This window comes from Streptomyces sp. NPDC058371, from assembly GCF_042723265.1.
In the GTDB taxonomy this organism is placed as follows: domain Bacteria; phylum Actinomycetota; class Actinomycetes; order Streptomycetales; family Streptomycetaceae; genus Streptomyces.
In genome coordinates, this window is the sequence record NZ_JBHXJC010000012.1 from 114,942 (window position 1) to 136,265 (window position 21,324).

Sequence of the window (21,324 nt, forward strand, 5' to 3'; positions counted from 1 at the left end):
GGGTGCACCGCGAACCGTTGCCCGGCCGGCCGCGCGCTCAGCGCATGGGGCGCCGCTTGGCGCGCCGGGACAGCCGCACGCCGGCGACGACCACATCGAGCACGAGGACCGCGATGCCGATGGCCAGCAGATAGCCCAGGCCCGAGGCCGCCGCTCCGATGATGCCCAGGATGACGGCCACGAGGACGAGCAGCAGGAAGAGCACCATCACGCGAACAACTCCCTCGGACTGACGGTCGCCGCTCAGCGGCGGGCGAGCTGCCGTTCGCCGGCCGCTCCAGGCTGGTAGGTCATGCCGTAGTACTGGAAGATCGACTCCTCCTGCTCGGCGGGCAGGATGTCGTCCGTGCCGATCGAAGGCGCCTTGCGCACCTGGTTCTTGGCGTAGGAGACCTTGAGGTAGCCGGGGCCGAGGACCGCCTCGTCGACGGGGACGAAGACCAGGCGCTGGCGGGTGGGCAGTCCGGCCCGGACGGTGGCCATGGCCGGTTCGTCGGTGGCGGTGTCGACGTAGACCGCTTCGAGCACGCCGATCTTGTGCCCCTTGGAGTCGACTACGTCGTGATTGCGCCACTCACGGATGTCGGCTGCCTGGATCATGCCTTGTCCCTCCTGCTCGGGGCACCGGCCCGGTGCGCGTCTGTCCACGGCCGAGACAACGACTCCGGCGCGTAATACGCCGGAGTCGCCCTTCCGGGCGGTTGCACGTGAGCGTGAACCGACCCGAAATCAATGTTACTGCGATCAACGCGGCCCAGCCGGTTCCGGAGCCCGCAAAGCGCTCCTTTGTATCTGCCGATCTGCGGGCTGTTCACCACGTCCGGCGAAATAGCTCGAACAGATCTTCATTCCTTTTCCCGGTACGGCCCCGAGGGGTTCTCGCTGCGTTCCCGGTGGGGTCTCCGGCGTTGCCGGTACGGTGCCCCCGCTCGCCGGTTACATGCGCAGCAGGCGTTCGGTGATCTCCCGGTACCGGCCGAGGGCCAGCCGCAGTTCGTCCGAGCGCGCTTCGGGGGTCTGCCCCTCCCAGCCCTCGCGCAGCACGCGCCGCCGCTCCGCCAGGGTGTTCACGAGATGGGCCGCTACTTCGTCGAAGGTGCCCTCGGCCTCTTCCAGGGCCTCGCGCGGGCTGTCGGCGAAGTCGTGGAGGGCGTGCCGGAGGCGTTGGGTGAGGCGGGCCCGTTCGTCCGCCGGGAGCAGTGGCTCCGGGCCGCTCGGGGTGCGGCGCAGGGCCGAACCGGGGCCCTTGTCCGCGGGCTGCTGGGCGCGTGCCTGGTCGTACATCATTTGTGTGCCACTTTCCCAAATTGACGATCGGCAAAATCCATGAGGCCGCCGGACCTCCAGAGCGCGGGGAATTCATTTCGTCCACGGGGTCCTGGCGAAGCGGGGGAGGTGGAATGTCCCGGCCGGGTAATCCCGGGGCATGGCCCTGCACCGTGCCATCAGTGAACGCCGGGTGACGGCCGGTGTCAACGCGGGTCCCGGCCGTGGTGAGCGACCGGAGCGGGGCCCGCCGGGGAGCCTTCGGCACGGCCCTCGCCCGCGTATCTCCTCAGGAGCGGCTTCACGCCAACTCCCGCGCGAGGGGTGAAGTCGCCCGGCGGGGACGGGAGTTCACGGCCCCGGTCTCGAACGGCCCGGCATGCGTGGGCGGACGGCCGCCGGGGCCCGGCGTGCGGGCACCGCCCAACGGCGATGTCCCGGGGGCCGGATAGGGCCCCGATAGGCGGCTGGTAGTGGCTCCGGTTCGGGCGGATAGGGGGGCGCGCAAGAGTGAATCCCGCCAAGGCGACATCCGTTGAATCGTGAGGACTCAGATGACGATCGAAACCCAAGCCCGTCCGGCACCGAGGGAGGTGACCTCTCCGGATGCCGCCGTGCTCAGCACGGTCGTCAAGCGCTTCGCCAACGCCAAGGGCGAGGAGTTCACCGCCGTCAACGGGCTGGACCTGCGCATCCGACGCGGTGAGGTCGTCGCGTTCCTCGGTCCGAACGGTGCCGGCAAGACGACCACCATCGACATGCTCCTGGGGCTCACCCGGCCCGACTCGGGTCAGGTGGAGCTGTTCGGGATGGCGCCGCGGCAGGCGGTGCGCGCCGGCCGGGTCGCGGCGGTCCTCCAGTCGGGAGGTCTGCTGCCGGACCTGACCGTCGAGGCCACCGTGCACATGCTCGGTTCGCTGCACCCCGGCGCCGACCCGGAGCGGGTCATGAGCCGGGCCGCGGTCACCTCACTGCGGCACCGCAGGGTCGCCGAGTGCTCGGGCGGTGAGCAGCAGCGGCTGCGGTTCGCCCTGGCGCTGCTGTCCGACCCCGACTTCCTGGTCCTCGACGAGCCCACCGCCGGTATGGACGTCTCCGCCCGCCGGGAGTTCTGGGCCACCGTCCGCGAGGACGCCGGCCGCGGCATGACGGTCATGTTCGCCACGCACTACATGGAGGAGGCGGATCAGTTCGCCGACCGGGTGGTGATGATCGACCGGGGTGCGGTCGTGGCCGACGGCTCCGCGTCGTCGATCCGCGCCGCCACGAGCGGACGTACCGTCTCGGCCCTGATCGGCCCTGGCGAGGCCGCCAAGATCGCCGCGCATGCCGCGGTCCGCTCCGTCACGAACCGCGGTGAGCGTCACTTCTTCGACTGCACCGACTCGGACGTCCTGCTGCGGGCGCTGGTCACCGAGACCTCCGCGACGGAGATCGAGGTCACCCCGCGCAGTCTCGAAGAGGCCTTCGTGGCCATCACCGGCCCCGGCCGCAGTGCCCAGGAGGGGCCCCGATGACCACCCTCGCGGCGCCCGGCGCCGGCCCCCGCACCTCGCCCTTCGGCGGAGTGAACCCCACCTTCGTCCGCTACGAGCTGCGGCGCCGGTTCAACCGGCAGACCACGATCTTCACCCTGCTGCTCCCGGCCGTCCTCTATCTCGCCCTGTTCCGCACCAGCCCCGCCCACGCGACCCTGCCGCACGGCAACTTCGCCGCCTGGATGATGATCGGCCTGGCCGTGTACGGCGCCGCGATGGCGGCCACCAGCGCGGCGGCCACCATCTCGGTCGAGCGGTCCGTCGGCTGGATGCGCACCATCGCCCTGAGCCCGCTCGCCCCGCCCGGCTATCTGCTGGTGAAGGTGGTGTGCTCGGTGGTCATGGCCGCCGTGCCGGTGGCGATCGTCGGGGTGCTCGGTTACGTCACCGGTGCGCGCGCCGATGCCGAGGTCTGGGTGACCTCGCTGCTCGTCGCCTGGATCGGAGCGGCGGTCTTCGCGGCGCTCGGCATCGCGATGGGTCTGGCGCTGAAGCCCGAGGTCGTGATGCACATGCCGGGGCTGACCATGACCGCGCTCGCCTTCCTCGGCAACCTGTTCATCCCGCTCAGCGGGACCATGCTCGACATCTCCCGCTTCACGCCGATGTACGGGGTGTCGACCCTCGCCCGCTACGCCCTCACCGACGGCTACTCGTTCAGCGGTGAGCACTCCAGCCTCTCGGGTGCCGTGTTCAACATCGTCGCCTGGTTCGCCGGGTTCTCGTTCCTGGCGGTCCGCCGGTTCTCCAAGAGCACCGGGCGCCTGTAGGGCCGTCCGCCAAGTCCCGTCCGTCCGTAGCGCACCGCTCGCCGAGCGCCGTGCGTCGGGTACGCAACACGAAAGGGGGATAGAACACATGTTCGGAATAGTTGCGCCGGGTCAGGGATCGCAGACTCCTGGAATGCTGGCCGGCTGGTTGCGCGACCCGGTCCACGCCGAGCGGGTACGGGCCTGGTCCGAGGCCGCCGACTGCGACCTCGTCCACTTGGGCACCAAGGCCACGGCCGCGGAGATCGCCCGGACCGAGAACACCCAGCCGCTGCTGGTCGCCCAGGGGGTGCTCGCCCACGAGGCACTGGCCGAGGCGGTGTCCGCGGGGGACGCGGTCATCGCCGGCCATTCGGTCGGCGAGCTCACCGCGGCGGTGTACGCCGGGGTGCTGAGCGCCGCCGACGCCGTGCGCCTCGCCGCGATCCGCGGTCGTGCCATGGCCGCCGCCTGCGCCGAGGCGCCCACCTCGATGGCGGCGGTGGTCGGCGGGGACGAGCCCGAGGTACTGGCCCGGATCGGCGAACTCGGCCTCACCGCGGCCACGTTCAACGGCCCCGGCCAGATCGTGGCCGCGGGAGCGGTCGAGGACCTCCGGCTGCTGACCGCCGCGCCGCCCCGCGGGGCGACGGTCAAGGCGCTCACGGTCGCGGGCGCCTTCCACACCCCGTACATGGAGTCGGCGCGGCGGACGGTGGCCGCGGCCGCCGCGGCCATCCGCTTCGATCGGCCGCGCGGCCAACTGCTCTCGAACGCCGACGGAGAAGTGGTGGACACCCCCGAGGTGATCCAGCAGCGGCTCGTCGACCAGGTGGTACGTCCGGTGCGCTGGGACCTGTGCCTGCGCACCCTCGCCCGGCTGGCGCCCGCGGTCACCCTCTCGCTGCCGCCCGCCCGCACCCTCGCGAGCATCCTCAGGCGCCAGCACCCCGAACTCGACGTCCTGTCCGTCAACTCGGCCCGGGATCTCGACAAGGCCCGTACCCGCCTCGGCGCGGCCGTCGGACGAGGGGAGCCCGTCCATGCTGGTCGCTGACCTCCTCGACCGTCCGCGCGCCGAGCGCGCCGACCACCCCGCGGTCGTCGACACCGACGGCACGCTCACCTACCGCGAGCTCGGTACCGCCGTCGACCGGACCGTCGGATGGCTGCGCGGCCAGGGTGTGACCACCGGGCAGCGGGTCGTCTACGCGGGCGGCAACGACCGCGCCTTCCTCACCTTCTTCTACGCAACCCTCCGGATGGGGGCGGTCTTCGTCCCCGTACACCCGGAATTGACGGACCATCAGGTCGGCTCGATCGTCGACGACTGCGCGGCCGCCCTGGCGATCTGCTCGCCCGGGGCGGGCGCCCGCGCCGGACGCACGGTCGACGTGGCCCGGGCCCGGCAGGACGCGGAACGCGCGGACGCCGACGGCTTCACGGCCCAACTGCCGGACGACAGCGTCGCGATGCTGATCTACACCTCCGGCACGACCGGCCGGCCCAAGGGCGTGATCTGCCCGCACCGGCAGATGATCGCGGCGGCCGAGGCGGTCAACGCCTGTCTGCGGTACGACGCCGACGACGTCGTCCTGTGCAGGCTGCCGCTCTCCTTCGACTACGGCCTCTACCAGGCACTGCTCTGCGCGCTCACCGGCGGCACGCTCGTCCTCGCCGAACGCAGCAGCGACGTGGGCCTGTTGCGGATCATCGAGCGGCACGGCGTCACCGTCGTCCCGCTGGTGCCCTCCCTGGCCCAGATCCTCACCCTGCTGCAACGCAAGCTGCGCCGGCCGACGAAGGTGCGCCTGTTCACCAACACGGGCGCCCGGCCGGGCCGGGCGATCATGTCCGAACTCCTCGACGCCTTCCCCGGTTCGGGCTTCGCCTCGATGTACGGCATGACCGAGTGCAAGCGCATCTCGATCCTGGACCCCGCCGAATACGCGACCCACCCCGAGTCGGTCGGCCGGCCCATCCCCGGCGACCAGGTCCGGATCGTGGACGGCGACCGGCGCGACCTCGGTCCCGGCGCGATCGGCGAGATCGTCGTGTCGGGCACCACGGTGATGGCCGGCTACTGGGGGATTCCGCTCGACGAGCAGAGCCGCTACGTCCGCCGGGCCGACGGCTCGCTCGAACTGCACACCGGCGACCAGGGCCGTCTCGACGCCGACGGCCGGCTCTACTTCGTCGGCCGCGACGACGACATGATCAAGCGGCGCGGGATCCGCCTCGGTCTGACCGAGATCGAGGACGCCGCGGAGCGGATTCCCGGGGTGACCGCGGCCGTGGCCCTGCGACCCGAGCCCGAGGACGGCCCGCTGCACCTCGCGGTGCAGACCGGTCTGCCGGTGGAGGAGGTCCGCGACCACCTCACCGGACGGCTCGACCGCGCCCGGATGCCCGATGTCATCACCCGCATCGACGCCGTACCCCTCACCGCGAACGGCAAGCCCGACCGCAAGGCCGCCCGGCGCCTGCTCGATCCGCCGGCCGGCGCCCAGCACGCACCCAAGCCTTCCATCGCACAGACGAGGACGTCCCATGAACCAGTCGCAGTTTGACCAGCTCGTCGAGCAGATCTGCGCCGTCACGGTCACCGATCCCGAGAAGCCGCTCGTGGACCTCGGGGTGGACTCGCTCCACACCGTCGCCCTGGTGATGGCCGTCGAGGAGACGTACGGCGTCGAGATCGACCCGGACGTGCTCGCGGACCCCGCGCTCACCTCCCCGGCCGACCTGTGGCGCTCCGTGCACGCGCAGGCGGCGGCCTCGATACCGGCGACAGCCAGGAACTGATACCCATGTGGACCGACACCAGACCCGCGGTCGAGATGCCGCGACTGTTCGAGCGGGGCGGGGATCTGATCTCCTTCGCCGGGGGACTGCCCGACCTGGACGTCCTTCCGCTGGAGGCGATCTCCAGTCAGCTCTCCCGTCTCGTACGGCTCGGCGGCAGGCTCGCCCTCCAATACAGCACCCCGCACGTGGCGAAGGCCCTCGTGCCGGCGATCACCGACCTGATGGCCCAGGAGGGGGCCACTACGACAGCCGAGAACCTCGTGCCCACCGGCGGCTCCCAGATGGGGCTGATGGCCGTGGCGCTCGGGATCGGCACCCCGGGTGAGACCGTCCTGTGCCAGACACCCGCCTACCCGGGCGCCGCCGCGGCCTTCCGGACCGCGGGCCTGAACCTGCACGCCGTACCCGAGGACCCCGGCACCGCCGGCGGGATGGACCCCGCCGGGCTGCGCGAAACGGTGCTGCGGCTGCGCGCCGCCGGACACACCGCCCGGCTGCTGTACTGCAACCCGACGTTCCAGAACCCCACCGGCGCGACCGTGTCCGTCGAGCGCCGCAAGGAGCTGCTGACGGTCTGCCAGGAGCTCGACCTCCTGGTCATCGAGGACAACCCCTACGGACTGCTCGCGTTCGACGGCGGGACCACCGCCACCCTGCAGGGGCTCGACCCGGACCGCGTGGTCTACCTCGGCACCTTCTCCAAGGTCTTCGCCCCGGGCCTGCGGTGCGGCTGGATCTCCGCACCGGCCCATCTGGCGCAGCACCTGCGCCGCACCACCGAGGTCATGTCGCTGTCGCCCTCCGCCCTGGCCCAGGCCGCGCTCGCCGCCTTCCACACCCGCAACGGGTGGACGGAGTTGGTCGACGCCTACCGGCACAGCTACCGGGAGCGCAGCACGCTGATGGCCGACGCGCTGGAGCGGGAGCTCGGCACCACGGGCCCCTGGTCGTGGGAGCGCCCGACGGGCGGCTTCTACATCTGGCTGCGCCACCGCGAGGGCGTCGACACCGGCCGCTTCGCCGGGGCGGCCGCCGCACACGGGGTCTCCTTCGTGCCCGGCAGCCACTTCGGCATCGACGGCGAGCACGCCGACGCACTGCGGCTGTGCTTCAGCCACGTCCCCAGGAAGCGGATCACCGAGGGCATCTCCCGGCTGGCCGCCGCATTCGACGCACCCGACCCACTCCCGGAAGGAGGAACCCGATGACCGGCACCGGCACGCTCGAAGCGACCCGCACCCTGGACTGGTCGGCCTTCGGCCCCTCCTACCGGCTCGGCACCACGGACTGGCGCGTGTGGGGCGTCGGTCTGCTCCGCAGCGCGGGCTTCCCGGTCTCCGGCCTGGAACTGCTCGGCGGCCGGCGGGCGACCGACGCGGCGGCGCTGCTGGAGAGCGGCGCGGCCGGCCACGACGAGTTCGCCGCCGCGTACCGGGCGGACAGTGCCGCCGAGGCCGCCCGGCTCGGCCGGCTCGCCACCGACGACCGGGTGCGGACCGCCATCGCCTGGCAGAACCGCACCGTCTACCAGATCCTCGACTCCCTCGCGGCCGGCAAGGGCAAGGACTCCAAGCGCAAGCAGCGCGAACGCACCCTGGCCATGTACTGGCTGCGGTACTGCGCGAAGGCCGACACCATCGGCTTCTTCGGGCCGGCCGCCTGGATCTCCGTCGGGCGGACACAGCGCGCCATGGAGTTCGAGCACGGTCCGTCGCTCACCGCGGCCGACCGGGTGTTCTTCGAACGCTGGACGGTGGCCGCGCTGGGCGAGTGGATGGCCGGGCAGCCTGGCGCCCGCTGGTGGTTCCCGCCGGTGCTGCGGCCCGACGTGCACCTCGACGGAGAGCGGCTGGTGATGCCGGGCCACAAGGTGGTGCGGCTGCGCGACGACGACGTACAGGTGCTGCGGTACGCCGACGGCAACCGGAACGGCGAGGCCGTCGTCGACGCGCTCCTCGCGGAGCCCGGACAGCGGTGGGACGCCCCGACGGCTCGCGAACGCGTGGAGCGGACCCTGACCCGGCTGCTGCGCCAGCGGGTGCTGACCTGGGACGCCAACATCCCCGTCGACGTACGGGCCGAGGAGATCCTGCGCCGCCGGGTGGCCGCCATCGGCGACCCGGAGCTGTTCATCCGCTTCGACGCGGTTCTCGGCGAACTGGACCGGCTGCGGGGCGGCATCGAGCGCGCGGGAAGTGCCGAGGAGCTCGTCGAGGCACTCGACCTGCTCGACGACTTCTTCGTCACGACGACCGGGCAGTCGGCGTCTCGGGAGGAGGGCAAGGCCTACGCCGGCCGCACGCTCTGCTATGAGGACTCCGTCCGGGACTGCCGGATGGAGCTGGGGCGGGACTTCCTCGACGGGATCGCCCGTCCGCTGGCCCTGGTGGCCGACGCGGCGGACTGGTTCGGCAACCGTCTGGCGGAGCTGGCCGAGGCGGAGGTCGCCCAGCTCGTACGTACCGCCGCGGCCCGCCGGTCGACGGTCACCCTCGCCGATGTCTGGCCGCAGGTGCTCGGCCTGTTCTGGGGACAGCACGCCACCCCCGTACACACCGCGACCGCTGAACTGGCCAGGAAATGGCGGGAGGTCATCGACCTGGACGCGGCGGCCGCGCCGGGCGAACACGTGCGGCTGTCGGTGCCGGACATCGAGGAGCGCGCCCGCGCGGTCTTCGCCACCGGTCCGGTGCGGTCGCCCCACCTCGCCCTGCACAGCCCGGACCTCCAGGTGGTGGCCCGGTCCGTGGAGGCGGTCAACGCCGGTGACTACACCGTCGTACTCGGCGAACTCCACGCCTGCCTGGGCACCCTCGACCTGCCGTTCCTGGACTGGACCACCGACGAGGGTTCGCTCCGGGACAAGGTCAACGCGGCGGTCGACGCCCCACGGCTGGTGCCGCTGCTGCCCGTCGACTGGAAGCGCAACAGCGGCCGGATGGTCCCCGCGCCGATCGGCGCCGGCGACCGGCTGATCGGGTTCACCCGCGCTCCCTTCGACGAGCGCGCCCGGGTCGATCCGGCGGCGGCCGTCACGGTGGCCGAGACGGACGGCACCGTCACCGCCACCACCCCCGACGGGCGTGTGTGGAGCATGGCCGAACTGCTCGCGGTGCCCGTCTCGATCATCGCCGCGGACGCCTTCAAGATCGGCCTCGACCGCCCGCACGCCCCGCGGGTGAGCGTCGACGACCTGGTCCTGTTCCGCGAGACCTGGCGGCCTCGGGCCGACGGGGTCGCCCTGCCCGCCAAGCCGGACCGGCACGGCGACTACCTCGCCGTCCGCCGCTGGATCACCGAACACGCCCTGCCCGACCAGGCGTTCGTCAAGTTCCCCGAGGAGACCAAACCGTCCCTGGTCGACTTCACCAGCCCGACGCTGGTGCTCTCCTTCGCCAACCTCGTCCGCCGGGCGCTGCGGCTCGACCCCGACACCGTCCTGACCGTCAGCGAGCCCCTGCCGGCTCCGGACGACTCCTGGCTGCCGGACGCCGAGGGCGAGCGCTACGTCAGTGAACTGCGGCTCCAGATCAGCAGAAAGGCACCGCAATGACAGTCCTCGCCTCCGACGGCGCGGCACTGGCGGCCCGCTCGACCCGCTCCTGGGAGACCGACATCGTCGCGACGATCGGCGGGACTCCGCTGGTCGCTCTCGACCGGCTGTTCCCTCCCGAGCGGTTCCAGGTGTACGCCAAGTGCGAGCGCTTCAACCCGGGCGGCAGCATCAAGGACCGCGCCGCCAAGTCGATGATCGAGCACGCCATCAGGACGGGCAAGCTCGTCCCGGGAGTCTCCACGGTCGTGGAGTCCTCCTCGGGCAACCTCGGCATCGCCCTCGCCCAGCTGTGCAACTTCTACCGGCTCAACCTCGTCTGCGTCGTCGACCCGCGGACCACCGCCCAGAACGCCGCCATCATGCGGGCGTACGGCGCACGGGTCGAGATCGTCGAACGGGACCCCGCCACCGGCGAGTTCCTGCCGGCCCGGATCAACCGGGTCCGGGCACTGCTGGAGAGCGTCCCCGACGCGTACTGGCCCAACCAGTACGCCAACGAGTACAACGCCCGGGCGCACCACTCCACGATGCGCGAGATCTGCGAGGCCCTGCCCGGCGGCCCCGACTACCTCTTCCTCGCGGCCGGCACCTGCGGCACCCTGCGCGGCTGCGCCGAGTTCATCCGCGACAACGGTCTGGACACCCGGGTCGTGGCGGTGGACGCGGTGGGCAGCGTGATCTTCGGGCCGCCGGAGCCCTGGGAACGCTCGCACCGGCGCACCATCCCCGGGCACGGCGCGGCCGTGGTGCCGCCCCTGCTGCAACCGGGGCTCGCGGACCGGGTGCTGAAAGTGACCGACTTCGACTGCGTACGCGGCTGCCGGCAGCTGCTGGCGCAGGAGTCCATCCTCGCCGGCGGCTCCTCCGGCGCCGTCATGGCGGCGCTCCTGGGCGCCTCGTCCTGGATCGAACCGGGCGCCACCTGCGTCGCGGTGCTTCCCGACGGCGGCGACCGCTACCTCGACACCATCTACTCCGACCAGTGGGTCGAGGCCCACTTCCAGCACGTCGAACACGCCCTGTCCCACGACGACCAAGAAAGGAGCGCGTCATGAGAATCCTCGGTCGCGACGCCGTCCGCACCGCGCTGACGGGCCTCGAGTCCGCCGTGCTCGACGCGGTGCGCAGCGCCTACGTCCTGCACGGCCAGGGCCACTCGAACCTGCCGTTCTCCAGCTTCCTGCGCCCCCCGCGGCCCACCGGCTCGCGCATCATCTCCCTGCCCGCCTATCTGGGCGGCCCGGAGCCGGTGATGGGCCTGAAGTGGATCTCGTCCTTCCCGACGAACGTGAACCAGGGCCTGCAGCGGGCCTCGTCCGTGCAGATCCTGAACCACCTGGAGACCGGGTATCCGCAGGCCCTTCTCGAAGGCAGCCAGATCTCCGCCTCGCGGACCGCGGCCAGCGCCGCGCTCGCCAGCGGTGTGCTGCACGGCCGCCGCCCGGTGCGCACCGTCGGACTGGTCGGCTGCGGCACGATCAACCACCGCGTCCTCACCTATCTCACGGTGACCCACCAGGACATCGAGACCGTGGTGCTCCAGGACGTCGTCCCCGGGCGCGCCGAGGTCTTCGCCGCCGAACTGGCCGCCGAACACCCGGGGATCGCCTTCCGGACCGGTGAGGTGGCCGACGCGCTCGGTGCCGACACCGTCAGTGTCGCCACCACCGACTCCACCTACTGGCTCGACCTGGCCGACTTCCCGGACCGCCCCTCCGGCCAGGTGATCCTGCACCTGTCGCTGCGGGACCTGAACACCGCCTCGGTGCTCTCCTCGTACAACGTGGTCGACGACATCGAGCACGCCGTCCGCGAGCAGACCTCCCTGCACCGCGCCGAACAGGAGGTGGGGCACCAGGACTTCGTGCACGCCGAGATCGCCACCGTGCTCGGCTGGACCGATCCGCCGACGACGACCGACACGATCGTCTTCTCGCCGTTCGGCCTGGGCGTCCTGGACCTCGCGGTCGCGCAGGCGGTGCTGAAGGCCGCCGACCGGGCGGGTCTCGGTACGGACATCGAGGGCTTCGATCCGGGCAGCCACCGGGTCACCGCGGCGATGAGCGGGAGCGCGGCATGAGCGCGCCGGGAACGCTGTTCGCGGAGGGCACCAAGGCCCTGGTCACCGGAGCGTCGCGGGGCATCGGTGCGGCGATCGCCGTCGCCCTGGCCGAGCACGGCTGTGACGTGGCCCTGAACTTCCGCTCCAGCACCGCGAAGGCCGAGGAGGTCGCCGAGCGCGTCCGCGCCCTCGGCCGGCAGGCCCTGCTGCTGCCCGCGGACATCTCCGACGAGGCCCAAGTGACCGCGATGTACAAGGAGTTGCGCACCACTTGGGGCGCCCTCGACGTCGCCGTCCTCAACTCCGGGGTGACCGCCGACGGGCACCTGGCCGCCATGAGCAGCGCCAAGTGGCAGGAGGTCATCGGCACCAACCTGACCGGCACCTTCCTGACCGCCCGCGAGGCGACCAAGCAGATGTACGCGACCGGTGGGTCGATCGTCCTGATCGCCTCCACCAGCGGCATCGCGGGCCGGGCCGGCCAGGCCAACTACGCCGCCAGCAAGGGCGGAGTGATCTCCATGGCCAAGACCCTGTCGTACGAGGTGGCCCCCCGCGGGATCCGCGTCAACGTGGTGGCGCCCGGCTTCATCGACACCGACATGGTCAAGAAGGTGCCGCCGGCGCAGATGAAGGAAGCCCTCCAGGTGATCCCGCTCGGCCGGATGGGCACCCCGGCCGAGGTCGCCCAGGCGACGGTCTTCATGGCCAGCCCCGCGGCCTCCTACATCACCGGCAAGGTGCTCACCGTCGACGGCGGAATGATCCCCAACTAGCCCTCTGAACACGAGATCTGACTACTCATCATTTACCGGAAGGAACTCCCATGTCCGTCGCCACCTTCGAGGACGTCCGCGCCCAGGCCGAGGCCCGCCTCGAGAAGAACGTGAAGGTCAAGTCGATGATCATCGACCGGCTCGGCCTGGACGTCGAGCCGGCCGTCGTGTCCGACAACCAGCCGCTGTTCGGCCGCGGTCTGGAAATGGACTCGCTGGACACGCTGGAGATCGTCGTCATGGTCAACAACGAGTACGACGTGCTGATCAGCGACGACGACTTCGAGGCCTTCGGCTCGATCAACGCCCTGGTCGACTTCATCGAAGCCCGCGAGGTCTGACCATGACGACCACGCCGGTTGCCCCCGCCCCCGCGCCCACGCGCCGGGCAGCGGCGGCCAAGGACACCTACAGCTACTCCTCGGACGACATCAAGCGGATGCTGCCGCACCGCTGGCCGATGCTGATGATCGACCGGGCCTACGACGTCGTACCCGGCGTGTCCGGGCGCGGGATCAAGAGCGTCTCGGTGAACGAGCCGTTCTTCGCCGGGCACTACCCGGACCACTCGATCATGCCCGGCGTGATGATCGTCGAGGCGATGGCCCAGCTGGTGGCGGTCGTGTACGTCGCCGAACTGGTCGAGGCGCCCGACACGGGGGAGACCGGCGGTGACCCGTCGGCCAGTGTCGGCTACCTGGGCTCCATCAGCTCGATGAAGTTCTCCCGGCTGGTGGTCCCCGGCGACCAGCTGACGCTGGAGGCCCGGCTCGGCCAGCGGCTCGGCGGGCTGTGCCAGGTGTCGGTGCGGGCCAGTGTCGGCACGGAACTGGCCGCCGCCGGTTCCCTGATCGTCACCACGGAACGCAAGGCCTAGCCGCCGTCCCCCGCCCGGGAAGCCGTCTCTCCCCGCCCGGGGAATCCCTCGCCCCGGAAGCCGTCCCCCCGCCCCGGGAACCCCTGCATCCGATCCGAAGAAAAGGAGGTGTGGAATGTCCATCACGATCCGCCCGTACGAGGAGGGCGACGCGCAGGACATCGCGGAGCTGTACAACCGCCACCGCGACAACCCCAACCCGGTGGCCGGCGGCATCACCGGCGACGAGCTGGAGCGCGAACTGGCCGAGCGGGACACGGCCACGTTCCTCGTGGCTGTCGACGGCGGCCGGGTGGTGGGCACGTTCGGCCTGTTCCACGGCACCGGCCGGCGCTCCGCACGAGCCGGTGAACTCATCGCCGACATGTTCTTCGTCGCCCCGGCGTACCGCAACGGTGTGATCACCGGGCGGCTGTTCACCGAGGCGGTCGAATGGATGATGCGGTCCGGTTGCCTGGTGCTGCGGCTGACCGTGAACCCGGCCAACACCGTGGCGTTCCGGCTCTACCGCCGTGTCGGCTGTGTCTCCGTCGGCCAGACCGTGCCCGGCGAGGACGGCAACGTCGAACTGCACAACTACATACCGCTGATCCTGCGCAGCGTCTTCGTGGACCTGGGGGCCGAGGGCCGCGCCGCCCTCGGCGGCCTGAACAGCTTCGCGACCGTCACGGAGGCCCGCGACGACGAACTGCGCTCCGACGTACGCCTGGTGGACGGTGTCCGTACGGTCACCTACTGCCTGGCCCTCGGCGAGCTCCAGCTCACCGCGAGCGTCGACGTCGACCGGGGTCTCGTGCTCGATGCCGAACTCGCCGGGCCCGCGGGAGCACGGCAGCTCCGGATCGCGGAACCCCCCTACCGGGTACGGGCCCCGCGCCACCCGGCCCCGCACCGGTTCGGCTCCGACGGACTGGTCTGCGAGGTGGACGGCGACGACGGAACGCTCCGCGTCCTCGCCCCCGGCCACCACGGACCCGTGTACGTCTCCACCTGGCCCAGCTGCCGCGCCGACCGCTCGGCGGGGTGGCGCGAGGGCGAGCCGGGCGACCTGGACATCAGCGCCGTCGAGCACGGGGTCCGGATCGTGGAGCGCTCCGGTGACGACGAGGTCGTGGGCACGGTCACCTTCAACGAGGGTGTGCTGGAACAGGACTTCACCTTCACCGGCCGGCCCGGCCGCCTCTTCCAGTCGATCGGGCTGCGCCAGGGCACCTTCGCCCTGACCGACCCGGGGGAGGGCGGCGAGCACCAGCACCCGCTCGGGCTGGGGATCGGTGTGCGGGACTCCTCGGAGGTGGTCGCGGCAGCCCAGCTCGCGCCCCTCGGCGGTGAACTGGCCTGGAACAGCGACGCGTTGCGCATCGAGATACCCGTCCATCAGCCGGTCCGGCTGATCCACAGCGGTCTGCTGGAACCCCGGCTGGAGCCCGGCCCGGACGGGGTGGCACGACTGCGCACCGTCTTCGGGCCGCAGCCGGCACCCGCCGACGGCACCGGACACCTCGCGCCGGCCCCGCGGGCCGCCATGGGGACCCGCCGCCTCCAGGTGGACGCGTCCGCCGGGGGAGTCACCTCGTGGGCTGAGGGCGCGACCAAGATCCTGCGCAGCCCCTTCCCCCGTACCCGTGCCTTCGGCTACAACCCCCGCTGGTCGGCGGGGATGTGGGTCACCGCGGAGCGCAGCCGGTTCAGCCGCGACAGCGGTCTTGGCTGGGGCGTGCGGCCGACCGCGGCCTGGGAGGAGAAGCACCCGCTCGGCCTGTTCGCCCCCCGGGAGCGGATCGGCTGGGAGCTCACCGCCCCCGACGACCCGGACGGGCCGGTCCGCGTCGACGTCCAGGCCCCCGACGTACCGGAAGAGGTCGTTCTCTGGATCACCCCGAACACCTCGCGCCGGACGTCGGTGGTGATCGACTCGGCCGGCTCCCGCTGGGAGCTCGACTCGTCGGACTTCCGGCAGGTGTGGGCGGCGGCGGCCTCGGTACGGCTGTCCGACGGCAGCTGGCTCGACTGCCGTCCCGTGCCCGGCGGTTCCGGCCACGCGGAGATCGTCCTGCGCCCCACCCAGTCGGGCCTGCTCATCGGCTGTGTCTCCGCGGCCGAGCGGCCGCACGGTGCCGAGAACGCCTGGCACCTGTCCGTCCGCACCGAGCCCGGCCTCTGACCGGCCCACGGCCCGCCGCACCTCGTACGCCCGTCCACCTCGTACGGCCGCCTGCTTTTTGTACGCCGCCGCACCTCGTACGGCACGCGCCTGCCACCGAACCGCAGAACTCCTCAGCACTCGCGCACTTCTGAAGCACCCGAGCACCACCGAGCACTCGCTCCTCACATCAGATCTTCCGGAAGGAATCCGCACATCATGACCACCACGACCATTGCCCCGAGCCGTACCGAGAAGGACGACTACGCCACCGTCCGCACCACCGTCGGCGCCTACCGGATCGACGCCCCGCTGGTGCGGCTCTCCGGTGACGACCGGCTCGCCCTGCTGGACCAGTTCCTGGCCAAGTCCGGCGAGTACGTCGACCCGGACACCGTCCGTGAGGCGCTGGCGCTGAACGCCGACGGCACCCCGTTCGCCGTCCTGCTGCACTTCGAGATCGGCGAGGAGTCCTGGCTGCTGCCGCGCACCCAGGTCACCGTCGAGGCCCTGCGCGGCTACCTGGACGAGCTGGACGTTCCCGAGGGCGTCACCGTCGAGATCGAGCCCGAGGGCTGGGGCGCGACGGCCTTCGAGGGCCCGATCGCCTGGTCCGTGGCGGCCCGCTTCGTCGACTTCGACATCTCCGGTCTGACGCTGCACGCCGTCACCGAGTCGGCGCTGCCCGCCGACCCGGCCGCCCTCGCCCACCTGGCCCGCGTCGGTACCACCGGCGAGTACGGCTACCTCCTCATCTCCAACGCCCCTCAGGCCGCCCACGAGGCCGTGCTCACCGCGGTCGCCGAGCAGGGCGGCGCGCCGGTCGGCCCCGAGGGCCTGGCCCGCGTCCAGGCCGAGGCCGGCATGGCCGTCTACGCGTCCGGCTTCGCCGGTCTGACGGTGGATCAGTCGGACCTCTCCTGGATGGTCGACTGGAACCGGATCGGTGAGTTCCAGGGCTCGGAGCACCTGGTCAAGCCGACCACCGGGACGGCCCGGCTGACCGCCCTCGCGGCTCCCGCCGACAGCCGGTTCACCGCCGGCTCCGCGGTGACCGCCGGCGGCCGGCCCGTCGGCACCGTCATCTGGCAGGCACCCGCCGCGAACCCGGAGGAGGAGCTCGTCCTCGCCCTCCTGGACGCCCCGTTCTGGGTCCCCGGCCTCGAACTGTCCGCCCAGGACGAGCAGAGCGCCGACCGCCCCCTGCGCACCGTCACGCTGCCTCGCGTCATCGCCCGCTCGCTCACCACGAGGATCTCCTGATGACCACTCCGCGCATCGCCCTCACGGGCCTCGGACTGATCACCGGTGCCGGTGACGACGTCGAGAAGGGCTGGTCGTCCATCTCGGCCGGCATCTCCGGCATCCGGACCAACACCCAGTTCGACACCTCGCAGTTGCTGACCGACTGGGCGGGCATGGTCACCGCACCCCAGCCGACGGAGCTCGACCGCTGCTACTCCCTGGCCGCCACCGCGATCCGGGAGGCCCTCAGGAACAGCGGGCTCGACCTGGACACGGTCGACCGGGACCGCGTCGCGGTCGTGGTGGGCTCCAGCCTCGGCGCCATGCCGACGCTGGAGAACGTCCACCGCGGCCTGGTGCACGAGGGGCGGCTCGACGCCGAACAGGCGGTCGCGTCCCAACTGCCGTGCGTGGGCGACTACATCGCGGCCGAGTTCGATCTGCGCGGACCGCGTGTGGTCCTCTCCAATGCCTGCGCCGCCAGCGCGGTGGCCCTGGGCTACGCGGCCGAGCTGCTGTGGAAGGAGGACGTCGACTACGTCATCTGCGGCGGCGTCGACCCGCTGGCCGAACTCTCCGCGTACGGCTTCAGCGCCCTGGGCGCCCTCGACCCCGAGCCCTGTTCGCCGATGTCGGCCTCCACCGGGCTGACCCTCGGCGAAGGCGCCGGGTTCATGGTCCTGGAGTCGGCGGACCGCGCGGACGAGCGGGGCGCACGCGTCCTGGCGGAGCTCGGCGGCTACGGCCTGTCCTGCGACGGCTACCACCAGACCGCACCCGACCCGAGCGGCAAGGGAGCCTGCGCCGCGATGGCGCAGGCCCTGGAGACGGCGGGCCTCGTCCCGGACGACGTCGACTACCTCAACCTGCACGGCACCGGCACGCCCGCCAACGACGCCTCCGAACCCAAGGCGCTGAAGCTGCTGTTCGGCTCGTCGATCCCGCCCGCCAGCTCCACGAAGTCGATCCTCGGGCACACCCTCGGCGCCGCCGGGGCCGTGGAGGCGGTCGTCAGCACCCTGGCGATCGACCGCGGGATCCTGCCGCCGACCGTCAACACCCGAGGTGTGGCACAGCCGTTCGGCCTGGACGTCGTCCCGGACGACGGGCGTAGGGCCGACCCCGAGGTGGTGGTGTCGAACTCGTTCGCCTTCGGCGGGAACAACGCCTCCGTGGTCCTCAACCGGCCGGGCCGGCCCGGTTCGGCACCGCGCCGTACCGAGTCGGTGCACGGGGTCGTCGTGACCGGCGCGGCCGGCCTGGCGGGCTCGGCCGGCAACACCGAACAGCTCATCGCCGCCCTGGCGGACGGGCGTCCCTGCTTCACCGCCCTCGAACACGTCGACGGCGTCGGCGAGGTCCCGATCGGCCGGGTGGACGTCAAGTCCGCGTCCCGGGGCATCAATCCGAGCCGCGCCCGCCGGATGGACCCGCTGAGCCTGCTGGCCGCCGCGGCCGTCGGTGACCTCTACGCCCGGCACGGCAAGCCCTCGCGCGCCGAGGCCGAGGGCACCGGCATCGTGTTCGCCACCGGCTACGGGCCGGTGACCTCGGTCCTCCAGTTCCACAAGGGCGTCCTGGAGCGGGGCATCACCGGCGCCAACCCGTCGCTGTTCGCCAACACGGTGGTGAACGCGGCCGCCGGGCACGTGGCGATGCTGCACCGCTACCGCGGCTACACCGCCACCATCGCCAACGGCGGCACCAGTTCGGTCCTGGCGCTCCAGCTCGCGGCCCGGGTCATCGCCCGCGGCGCGGCCGACCGGATCATGGTCGTGATCGCCGACGAGTTCCCCGAGCAGGCGCTCGCCACCCAGGCGGGTCTCCCCGGCTACGCGCGCTCCACGCGGGTGGTCCCGGACGGCCGTACCGGAATGGTGCTCAGCGAGGGGGCGGCCGCGATCCTGCTGGAGAGCGAGGCGTCGGCCGCGGCCCGCGGCGCGCATGCCCTCGCCACCGTCAAGGGATACGGCGCCTCCGGCGAATCGGTGGGCATCGGCCGCATCGGCCGCGACGGCGAGGCCTGGGCCCGTGCGCTGCGCGGCGCGATGGCCGAAGCCGGGACGGCCCCGGACGAGATCGGCACCGTCGTGTCGGCCGCCTCCGGCTACAGCCTGGTCGACCACGCACAGCGCCGGGCCCTCGGTCTGGCCGGCCTCGCCGACCGCCCGCTCGTGACACCGAAGGCGCTGATCGGGGAGACCTACGGCAGCGCCGGGGCGCTGGGTCTGGTCGCCGCGCTGAGTGGCGCGGCCCCGGGCGGACCGCTGCTGCTGTCCAGCTTCGCCTACGGCGGCAGCTACGCGGCGGCAGTGTTCGACACGGGGGCGTGATGGGCGGCCTGCTGGCTCTCGTGATGGATCCGGCGGTGCGCCACCCGGCCCACCCGGCGTCGCACCGGCCGGTCCGCCCGCTGTCGCACCGGCCAACGCGTCCCGCGCGTACGGCGTTCGACGTCGAGGCCGGCCGGGCGGGCGGGGGGTACCGGAGCACCGCCGCAGGGCAGGGGCACATCGACTGCCTGGTCACCCGGCACCCCCACCTCCCGAGGGACCGCATGGGCCACCGCCTCAACGGCTCCGGCCGCTCGCTGATCATCGCGGCGCTGGCGGAGGTGTACGGGGTCGAGGTCACCGCCCGCGACCTCGCCCGGGACGAGCACAAGCGCTGGCGCGTCCCGGCGTACGGCCTGACCGTCTCGGTGGCGCACTGCGCCGAGTTCAGCGCCGTGGTCCTGTCGAGCGGCCCCCGGGTGGGCGTGGATCTGCAGGACGAGCGGGACCGGCCGGCCGCCATGCGCTGGCTCGGCACCCTGCTCGACCGGCCCGAACCGGCCGTCATCCGTGACTTCGCCGAGTGCGAGGCGCTCATCAAGGCCTCGCACGTGACGAAGGAGACCTTCGCCGGGGTCCGGCTGCCCGCCTGGCAGCCGGGCTGGCGCCCCACCAACGTCGGCTCCTACCAGGTGCGTTCAGCCGCTTTGGGTCCCGCGATGCACCTGGCCCTCGCCGCCGACGCGGCCGTCCCGGTGCGGTGGTGGTGGCAGCCGAGCCGAACCGCGCCCGCCACCCGCACCGACGCCCTGACCCTGGAGCCGGCATGACAGCGACAGCCGTACGTACGACGGCGACCACGGCGGCGACCGCCGCACGACGGCCGTACGCCCGCCGCATCTCACAGATCGAGCGCGGCTATCTGAACGCCGCCGCGACGGGCACCCCGCAGCTGATCCAGATGGTCGTCGAGGGCGAGGGGCGTATCGACCCCGAAGCCCTGCGGGAGGCGGTGCGAGGGGCCACGCTCGCGAACCCGGGCCTGGCGGTCCGGCGCCGGGCCGCCACATGGCGCGCCGACGGCCCGCCGCCGCCGGTCGTCGAACTGCCGGCCTCGACCGGGTTCGACGCGCCCTTCTTCCACCGCGATCTCGATGTCGTCACCGGACCGGTCTGCGAAGTCGGCCTCATTGAGGGGCCGTTGACCCGGCTGGTGGTGCGGGCGAGCCACATCGTCACCGACGGGCGGGGGCTGCGGCAGTGGATCGCCGACGTGTTCCGGGTGCTGCGCGGCGAGCAGCCGGCCGGCGCCGACTCCGTGGTCGACGACACCCACTTCCGTACCGCGGCCGGCACCGTGCGCGCGGCTCCCGTGCCCGCTCGGCTCGGGGGACTCCCCGCGATCCTCGGCGCCGGGCCCGCCGACGGCACGCCTCTGTGGATCCGCCGCCGGGTGCCGGCCTGCCCGTCGGCGGTCACCGCCCGGGTGGCCGCCGCCCTCTCCCGGCACCTGGCCACCGACGAGGGCCGGCTGATCGTCCCGGTGGACCTGCGCCGCCACGACCGCTCGGTGCGTTCCACCGCGAACCTCACCTCGCAGCTGGTGCTGGACCTCCACCGCGAGGACAGCTGGAAGCGGCTGCACGGCCAGATCGTCGGCGCCCTGCTGCGCAAGCGCGAAGTGGCCTCGCTCGACCGCGACTTCCTGCGCAGCAACCCCTTCGCCAACTCGCTGCGCGAGGCACAGGAGCTGGACGGCACCCGCTTCCCCTGTACGGCGATCATCTCCGACCACGGCCGGATCGACACCGACGACTACCGCACCGGGCAGTTCCGGCCCACCGGCTTCTTCACGCTGCCGATGCTCGTGCCCTACGCCGAGATGTTCCTGAGCGCCTGCCGGATCGGCGACGAGACCGAACTGACCCTGTCCTGCCGGGAACGCCCCGGCGCGCGCGAGGCGAGCGAGGCGGTCCTCGACGAGATCGCCCGGGGTCTCCTCGCAGCGGACTGACGTGGTCCACCCCCCTG

At 72.3% G+C, this 21,324-nt stretch carries 20 protein-coding genes; 17 read left to right on the forward strand and 3 right to left on the reverse strand.

Features of this window, described 5'->3' with window-relative positions; translation table 11 throughout:
- Positions 1 to 37: 37 nt before the first annotated feature.
- The 3 genes from ACFWM2_RS29335 to ACFWM2_RS29345 form a co-directional block, all read right to left on the reverse strand.
- Positions 38 to 211 carry a hypothetical protein gene (locus ACFWM2_RS29335; protein ID WP_383286497.1) on the reverse strand — a complete coding sequence of 58 codons (174 nt, stop codon included), beginning with the start codon at positions 209 to 211 and terminating at the stop codon, positions 38 to 40.
- 32 nt (positions 212 to 243) lie between these two features.
- The gene (locus ACFWM2_RS29340) at positions 244 to 600 is read right to left on the reverse strand and encodes a PRC-barrel domain-containing protein (RefSeq protein WP_383286196.1); all 357 of its coding nucleotides are present in this window, start codon (positions 598 to 600) and stop codon (positions 244 to 246) included.
- 336 nt (positions 601 to 936) lie between these two features.
- Positions 937 to 1,284: a hypothetical protein gene (locus ACFWM2_RS29345; protein ID WP_383286469.1), complete on the reverse strand. Its 348-nt coding sequence runs from the start codon at positions 1,282 to 1,284 to the stop codon at positions 937 to 939.
- Positions 1,285 to 1,859: 575 nt separating this feature from the next.
- Here ACFWM2_RS29345 and ACFWM2_RS29350 point away from each other — a divergent pair.
- From ACFWM2_RS29350 to ACFWM2_RS29430, 17 genes are all read left to right on the forward strand, one after another.
- Entirely contained in the window at positions 1,860 to 2,783 is a 924-nt protein-coding gene (locus ACFWM2_RS29350) for an ABC transporter ATP-binding protein (RefSeq protein WP_383286198.1), read from the forward strand.
- Positions 2,780 to 3,574 carry an ABC transporter permease gene (locus ACFWM2_RS29355; protein ID WP_383286200.1) on the forward strand — a complete coding sequence of 265 codons (795 nt, stop codon included), beginning with the start codon at positions 2,780 to 2,782 and terminating at the stop codon, positions 3,572 to 3,574. Before ACFWM2_RS29350 ends, ACFWM2_RS29355 begins: the two co-directional genes overlap by 4 nt.
- An 88-nt stretch (positions 3,575 to 3,662) precedes the next feature.
- Entirely contained in the window at positions 3,663 to 4,610 is a 948-nt protein-coding gene (locus ACFWM2_RS29360; RefSeq protein ID WP_383286202.1) for an ACP S-malonyltransferase, read from the forward strand.
- Positions 4,597 to 6,123, forward strand: a complete 1,527-nt coding sequence (locus ACFWM2_RS29365) for a class I adenylate-forming enzyme family protein (protein ID WP_383286204.1) — start codon at positions 4,597 to 4,599, stop codon at positions 6,121 to 6,123. The genes ACFWM2_RS29360 and ACFWM2_RS29365 overlap by 14 nt, the downstream gene beginning before the upstream one ends.
- The gene (locus ACFWM2_RS29370) at positions 6,104 to 6,358 is read left to right on the forward strand and encodes an acyl carrier protein (RefSeq protein ID WP_383286206.1); all 255 of its coding nucleotides are present in this window, start codon (positions 6,104 to 6,106) and stop codon (positions 6,356 to 6,358) included. Before ACFWM2_RS29365 ends, ACFWM2_RS29370 begins: the two co-directional genes overlap by 20 nt.
- A gap of 5 nt (positions 6,359 to 6,363) precedes the next feature.
- Positions 6,364 to 7,569 carry a PLP-dependent aminotransferase family protein gene (locus ACFWM2_RS29375; protein WP_383286208.1) on the forward strand — a complete coding sequence of 402 codons (1,206 nt, stop codon included), beginning with the start codon at positions 6,364 to 6,366 and terminating at the stop codon, positions 7,567 to 7,569.
- A complete protein-coding gene (locus tag ACFWM2_RS29380; RefSeq protein WP_383286210.1) occupies positions 7,566 to 9,914 on the forward strand; it encodes a lantibiotic dehydratase in 2,349 nt (782 codons plus the stop codon). The genes ACFWM2_RS29375 and ACFWM2_RS29380 overlap by 4 nt, the downstream gene beginning before the upstream one ends.
- Positions 9,911 to 10,972 (forward strand): 2,3-diaminopropionate biosynthesis protein SbnA, encoded by a 1,062-nt coding sequence (sbnA, locus tag ACFWM2_RS29385; RefSeq protein WP_383286212.1) that lies wholly within the window; start codon positions 9,911 to 9,913, stop codon positions 10,970 to 10,972. The genes ACFWM2_RS29380 and sbnA overlap by 4 nt, the downstream gene beginning before the upstream one ends.
- A complete protein-coding gene (gene sbnB / locus ACFWM2_RS29390; RefSeq protein WP_383286214.1) occupies positions 10,969 to 11,997 on the forward strand; it encodes a 2,3-diaminopropionate biosynthesis protein SbnB in 1,029 nt (342 codons plus the stop codon). The genes sbnA and sbnB overlap by 4 nt, the downstream gene beginning before the upstream one ends.
- Positions 11,994 to 12,755, forward strand: coding sequence for a 3-oxoacyl-ACP reductase FabG (fabG, locus tag ACFWM2_RS29395; RefSeq protein ID WP_383286216.1), 762 nt, complete (start codon positions 11,994 to 11,996; stop codon positions 12,753 to 12,755). Before sbnB ends, fabG begins: the two co-directional genes overlap by 4 nt.
- Positions 12,756 to 12,805: 50 nt before the next feature.
- On the forward strand, positions 12,806 to 13,096 hold the full coding sequence (locus ACFWM2_RS29400) for an acyl carrier protein (RefSeq protein ID WP_383286218.1): 291 nt from the start codon (positions 12,806 to 12,808) through the stop codon (positions 13,094 to 13,096).
- 2 nt (positions 13,097 to 13,098) lie between these two features.
- Positions 13,099 to 13,632 (forward strand): 3-hydroxyacyl-ACP dehydratase FabZ, encoded by a 534-nt coding sequence (gene fabZ / locus ACFWM2_RS29405; RefSeq protein ID WP_383286220.1) that lies wholly within the window; start codon positions 13,099 to 13,101, stop codon positions 13,630 to 13,632.
- A 115-nt stretch (positions 13,633 to 13,747) separates the two neighbouring features.
- Positions 13,748 to 15,796 carry a GNAT family N-acetyltransferase gene (locus ACFWM2_RS29410; protein ID WP_383286222.1) on the forward strand — a complete coding sequence of 683 codons (2,049 nt, stop codon included), beginning with the start codon at positions 13,748 to 13,750 and terminating at the stop codon, positions 15,794 to 15,796.
- Positions 15,797 to 15,994: 198 nt separating this feature from the next.
- Positions 15,995 to 17,038: an aminomethyl transferase family protein gene (locus tag ACFWM2_RS29415; protein WP_383286224.1), complete on the forward strand. Its 1,044-nt coding sequence runs from the start codon at positions 15,995 to 15,997 to the stop codon at positions 17,036 to 17,038.
- Positions 17,038 to 19,353: a beta-ketoacyl synthase N-terminal-like domain-containing protein gene (locus ACFWM2_RS29420; protein ID WP_383286226.1), complete on the forward strand. Its 2,316-nt coding sequence runs from the start codon at positions 17,038 to 17,040 to the stop codon at positions 19,351 to 19,353. Before ACFWM2_RS29415 ends, ACFWM2_RS29420 begins: the two co-directional genes overlap by 1 nt.
- Entirely contained in the window at positions 19,353 to 20,123 is a 771-nt protein-coding gene (locus ACFWM2_RS29425; RefSeq protein ID WP_383286228.1) for a hypothetical protein, read from the forward strand. The genes ACFWM2_RS29420 and ACFWM2_RS29425 overlap by 1 nt, the downstream gene beginning before the upstream one ends.
- Positions 20,120 to 21,307 (forward strand): hypothetical protein, encoded by a 1,188-nt coding sequence (locus ACFWM2_RS29430; RefSeq protein ID WP_383286229.1) that lies wholly within the window; start codon positions 20,120 to 20,122, stop codon positions 21,305 to 21,307. Before ACFWM2_RS29425 ends, ACFWM2_RS29430 begins: the two co-directional genes overlap by 4 nt.
- The last annotated feature ends 17 nt before the right edge of the window (positions 21,308 to 21,324 follow it).

Coding starts and splice junctions, on each gene's coding strand:
- ACFWM2_RS29340 (WP_383286196.1), bottom strand. CDS start 600: ATGATCCAGGCAGCCGACATCCGTGAGTGGCGCAATCACGACGTAGTC.
- ACFWM2_RS29345 (WP_383286469.1), bottom strand. CDS start 1,284: ATGTACGACCAGGCACGCGCCCAGCAGCCCGCGGACAAGGGCCCCGGT.
- ACFWM2_RS29355 (WP_383286200.1), top strand. CDS start 2,780: ATGACCACCCTCGCGGCGCCCGGCGCCGGCCCCCGCACCTCGCCCTTC.
- ACFWM2_RS29360 (WP_383286202.1), top strand. CDS start 3,663: ATGTTCGGAATAGTTGCGCCGGGTCAGGGATCGCAGACTCCTGGAATG.
- ACFWM2_RS29365 (WP_383286204.1), top strand. CDS start 4,597: ATGCTGGTCGCTGACCTCCTCGACCGTCCGCGCGCCGAGCGCGCCGAC.
- ACFWM2_RS29370 (WP_383286206.1), top strand. CDS start 6,104: ATGAACCAGTCGCAGTTTGACCAGCTCGTCGAGCAGATCTGCGCCGTC.
- ACFWM2_RS29375 (WP_383286208.1), top strand. CDS start 6,364: ATGTGGACCGACACCAGACCCGCGGTCGAGATGCCGCGACTGTTCGAG.
- ACFWM2_RS29380 (WP_383286210.1), top strand. CDS start 7,566: ATGACCGGCACCGGCACGCTCGAAGCGACCCGCACCCTGGACTGGTCG.
- sbnA (WP_383286212.1), top strand. CDS start 9,911: ATGACAGTCCTCGCCTCCGACGGCGCGGCACTGGCGGCCCGCTCGACC.
- sbnB (WP_383286214.1), top strand. CDS start 10,969: ATGAGAATCCTCGGTCGCGACGCCGTCCGCACCGCGCTGACGGGCCTC.
- fabG (WP_383286216.1), top strand. CDS start 11,994: ATGAGCGCGCCGGGAACGCTGTTCGCGGAGGGCACCAAGGCCCTGGTC.
- ACFWM2_RS29400 (WP_383286218.1), top strand. CDS start 12,806: ATGTCCGTCGCCACCTTCGAGGACGTCCGCGCCCAGGCCGAGGCCCGC.
- fabZ (WP_383286220.1), top strand. CDS start 13,099: ATGACGACCACGCCGGTTGCCCCCGCCCCCGCGCCCACGCGCCGGGCA.
- ACFWM2_RS29410 (WP_383286222.1), top strand. CDS start 13,748: ATGTCCATCACGATCCGCCCGTACGAGGAGGGCGACGCGCAGGACATC.
- ACFWM2_RS29415 (WP_383286224.1), top strand. CDS start 15,995: ATGACCACCACGACCATTGCCCCGAGCCGTACCGAGAAGGACGACTAC.
- ACFWM2_RS29420 (WP_383286226.1), top strand. CDS start 17,038: ATGACCACTCCGCGCATCGCCCTCACGGGCCTCGGACTGATCACCGGT.
- ACFWM2_RS29425 (WP_383286228.1), top strand. CDS start 19,353: ATGGGCGGCCTGCTGGCTCTCGTGATGGATCCGGCGGTGCGCCACCCG.
- ACFWM2_RS29430 (WP_383286229.1), top strand. CDS start 20,120: ATGACAGCGACAGCCGTACGTACGACGGCGACCACGGCGGCGACCGCC.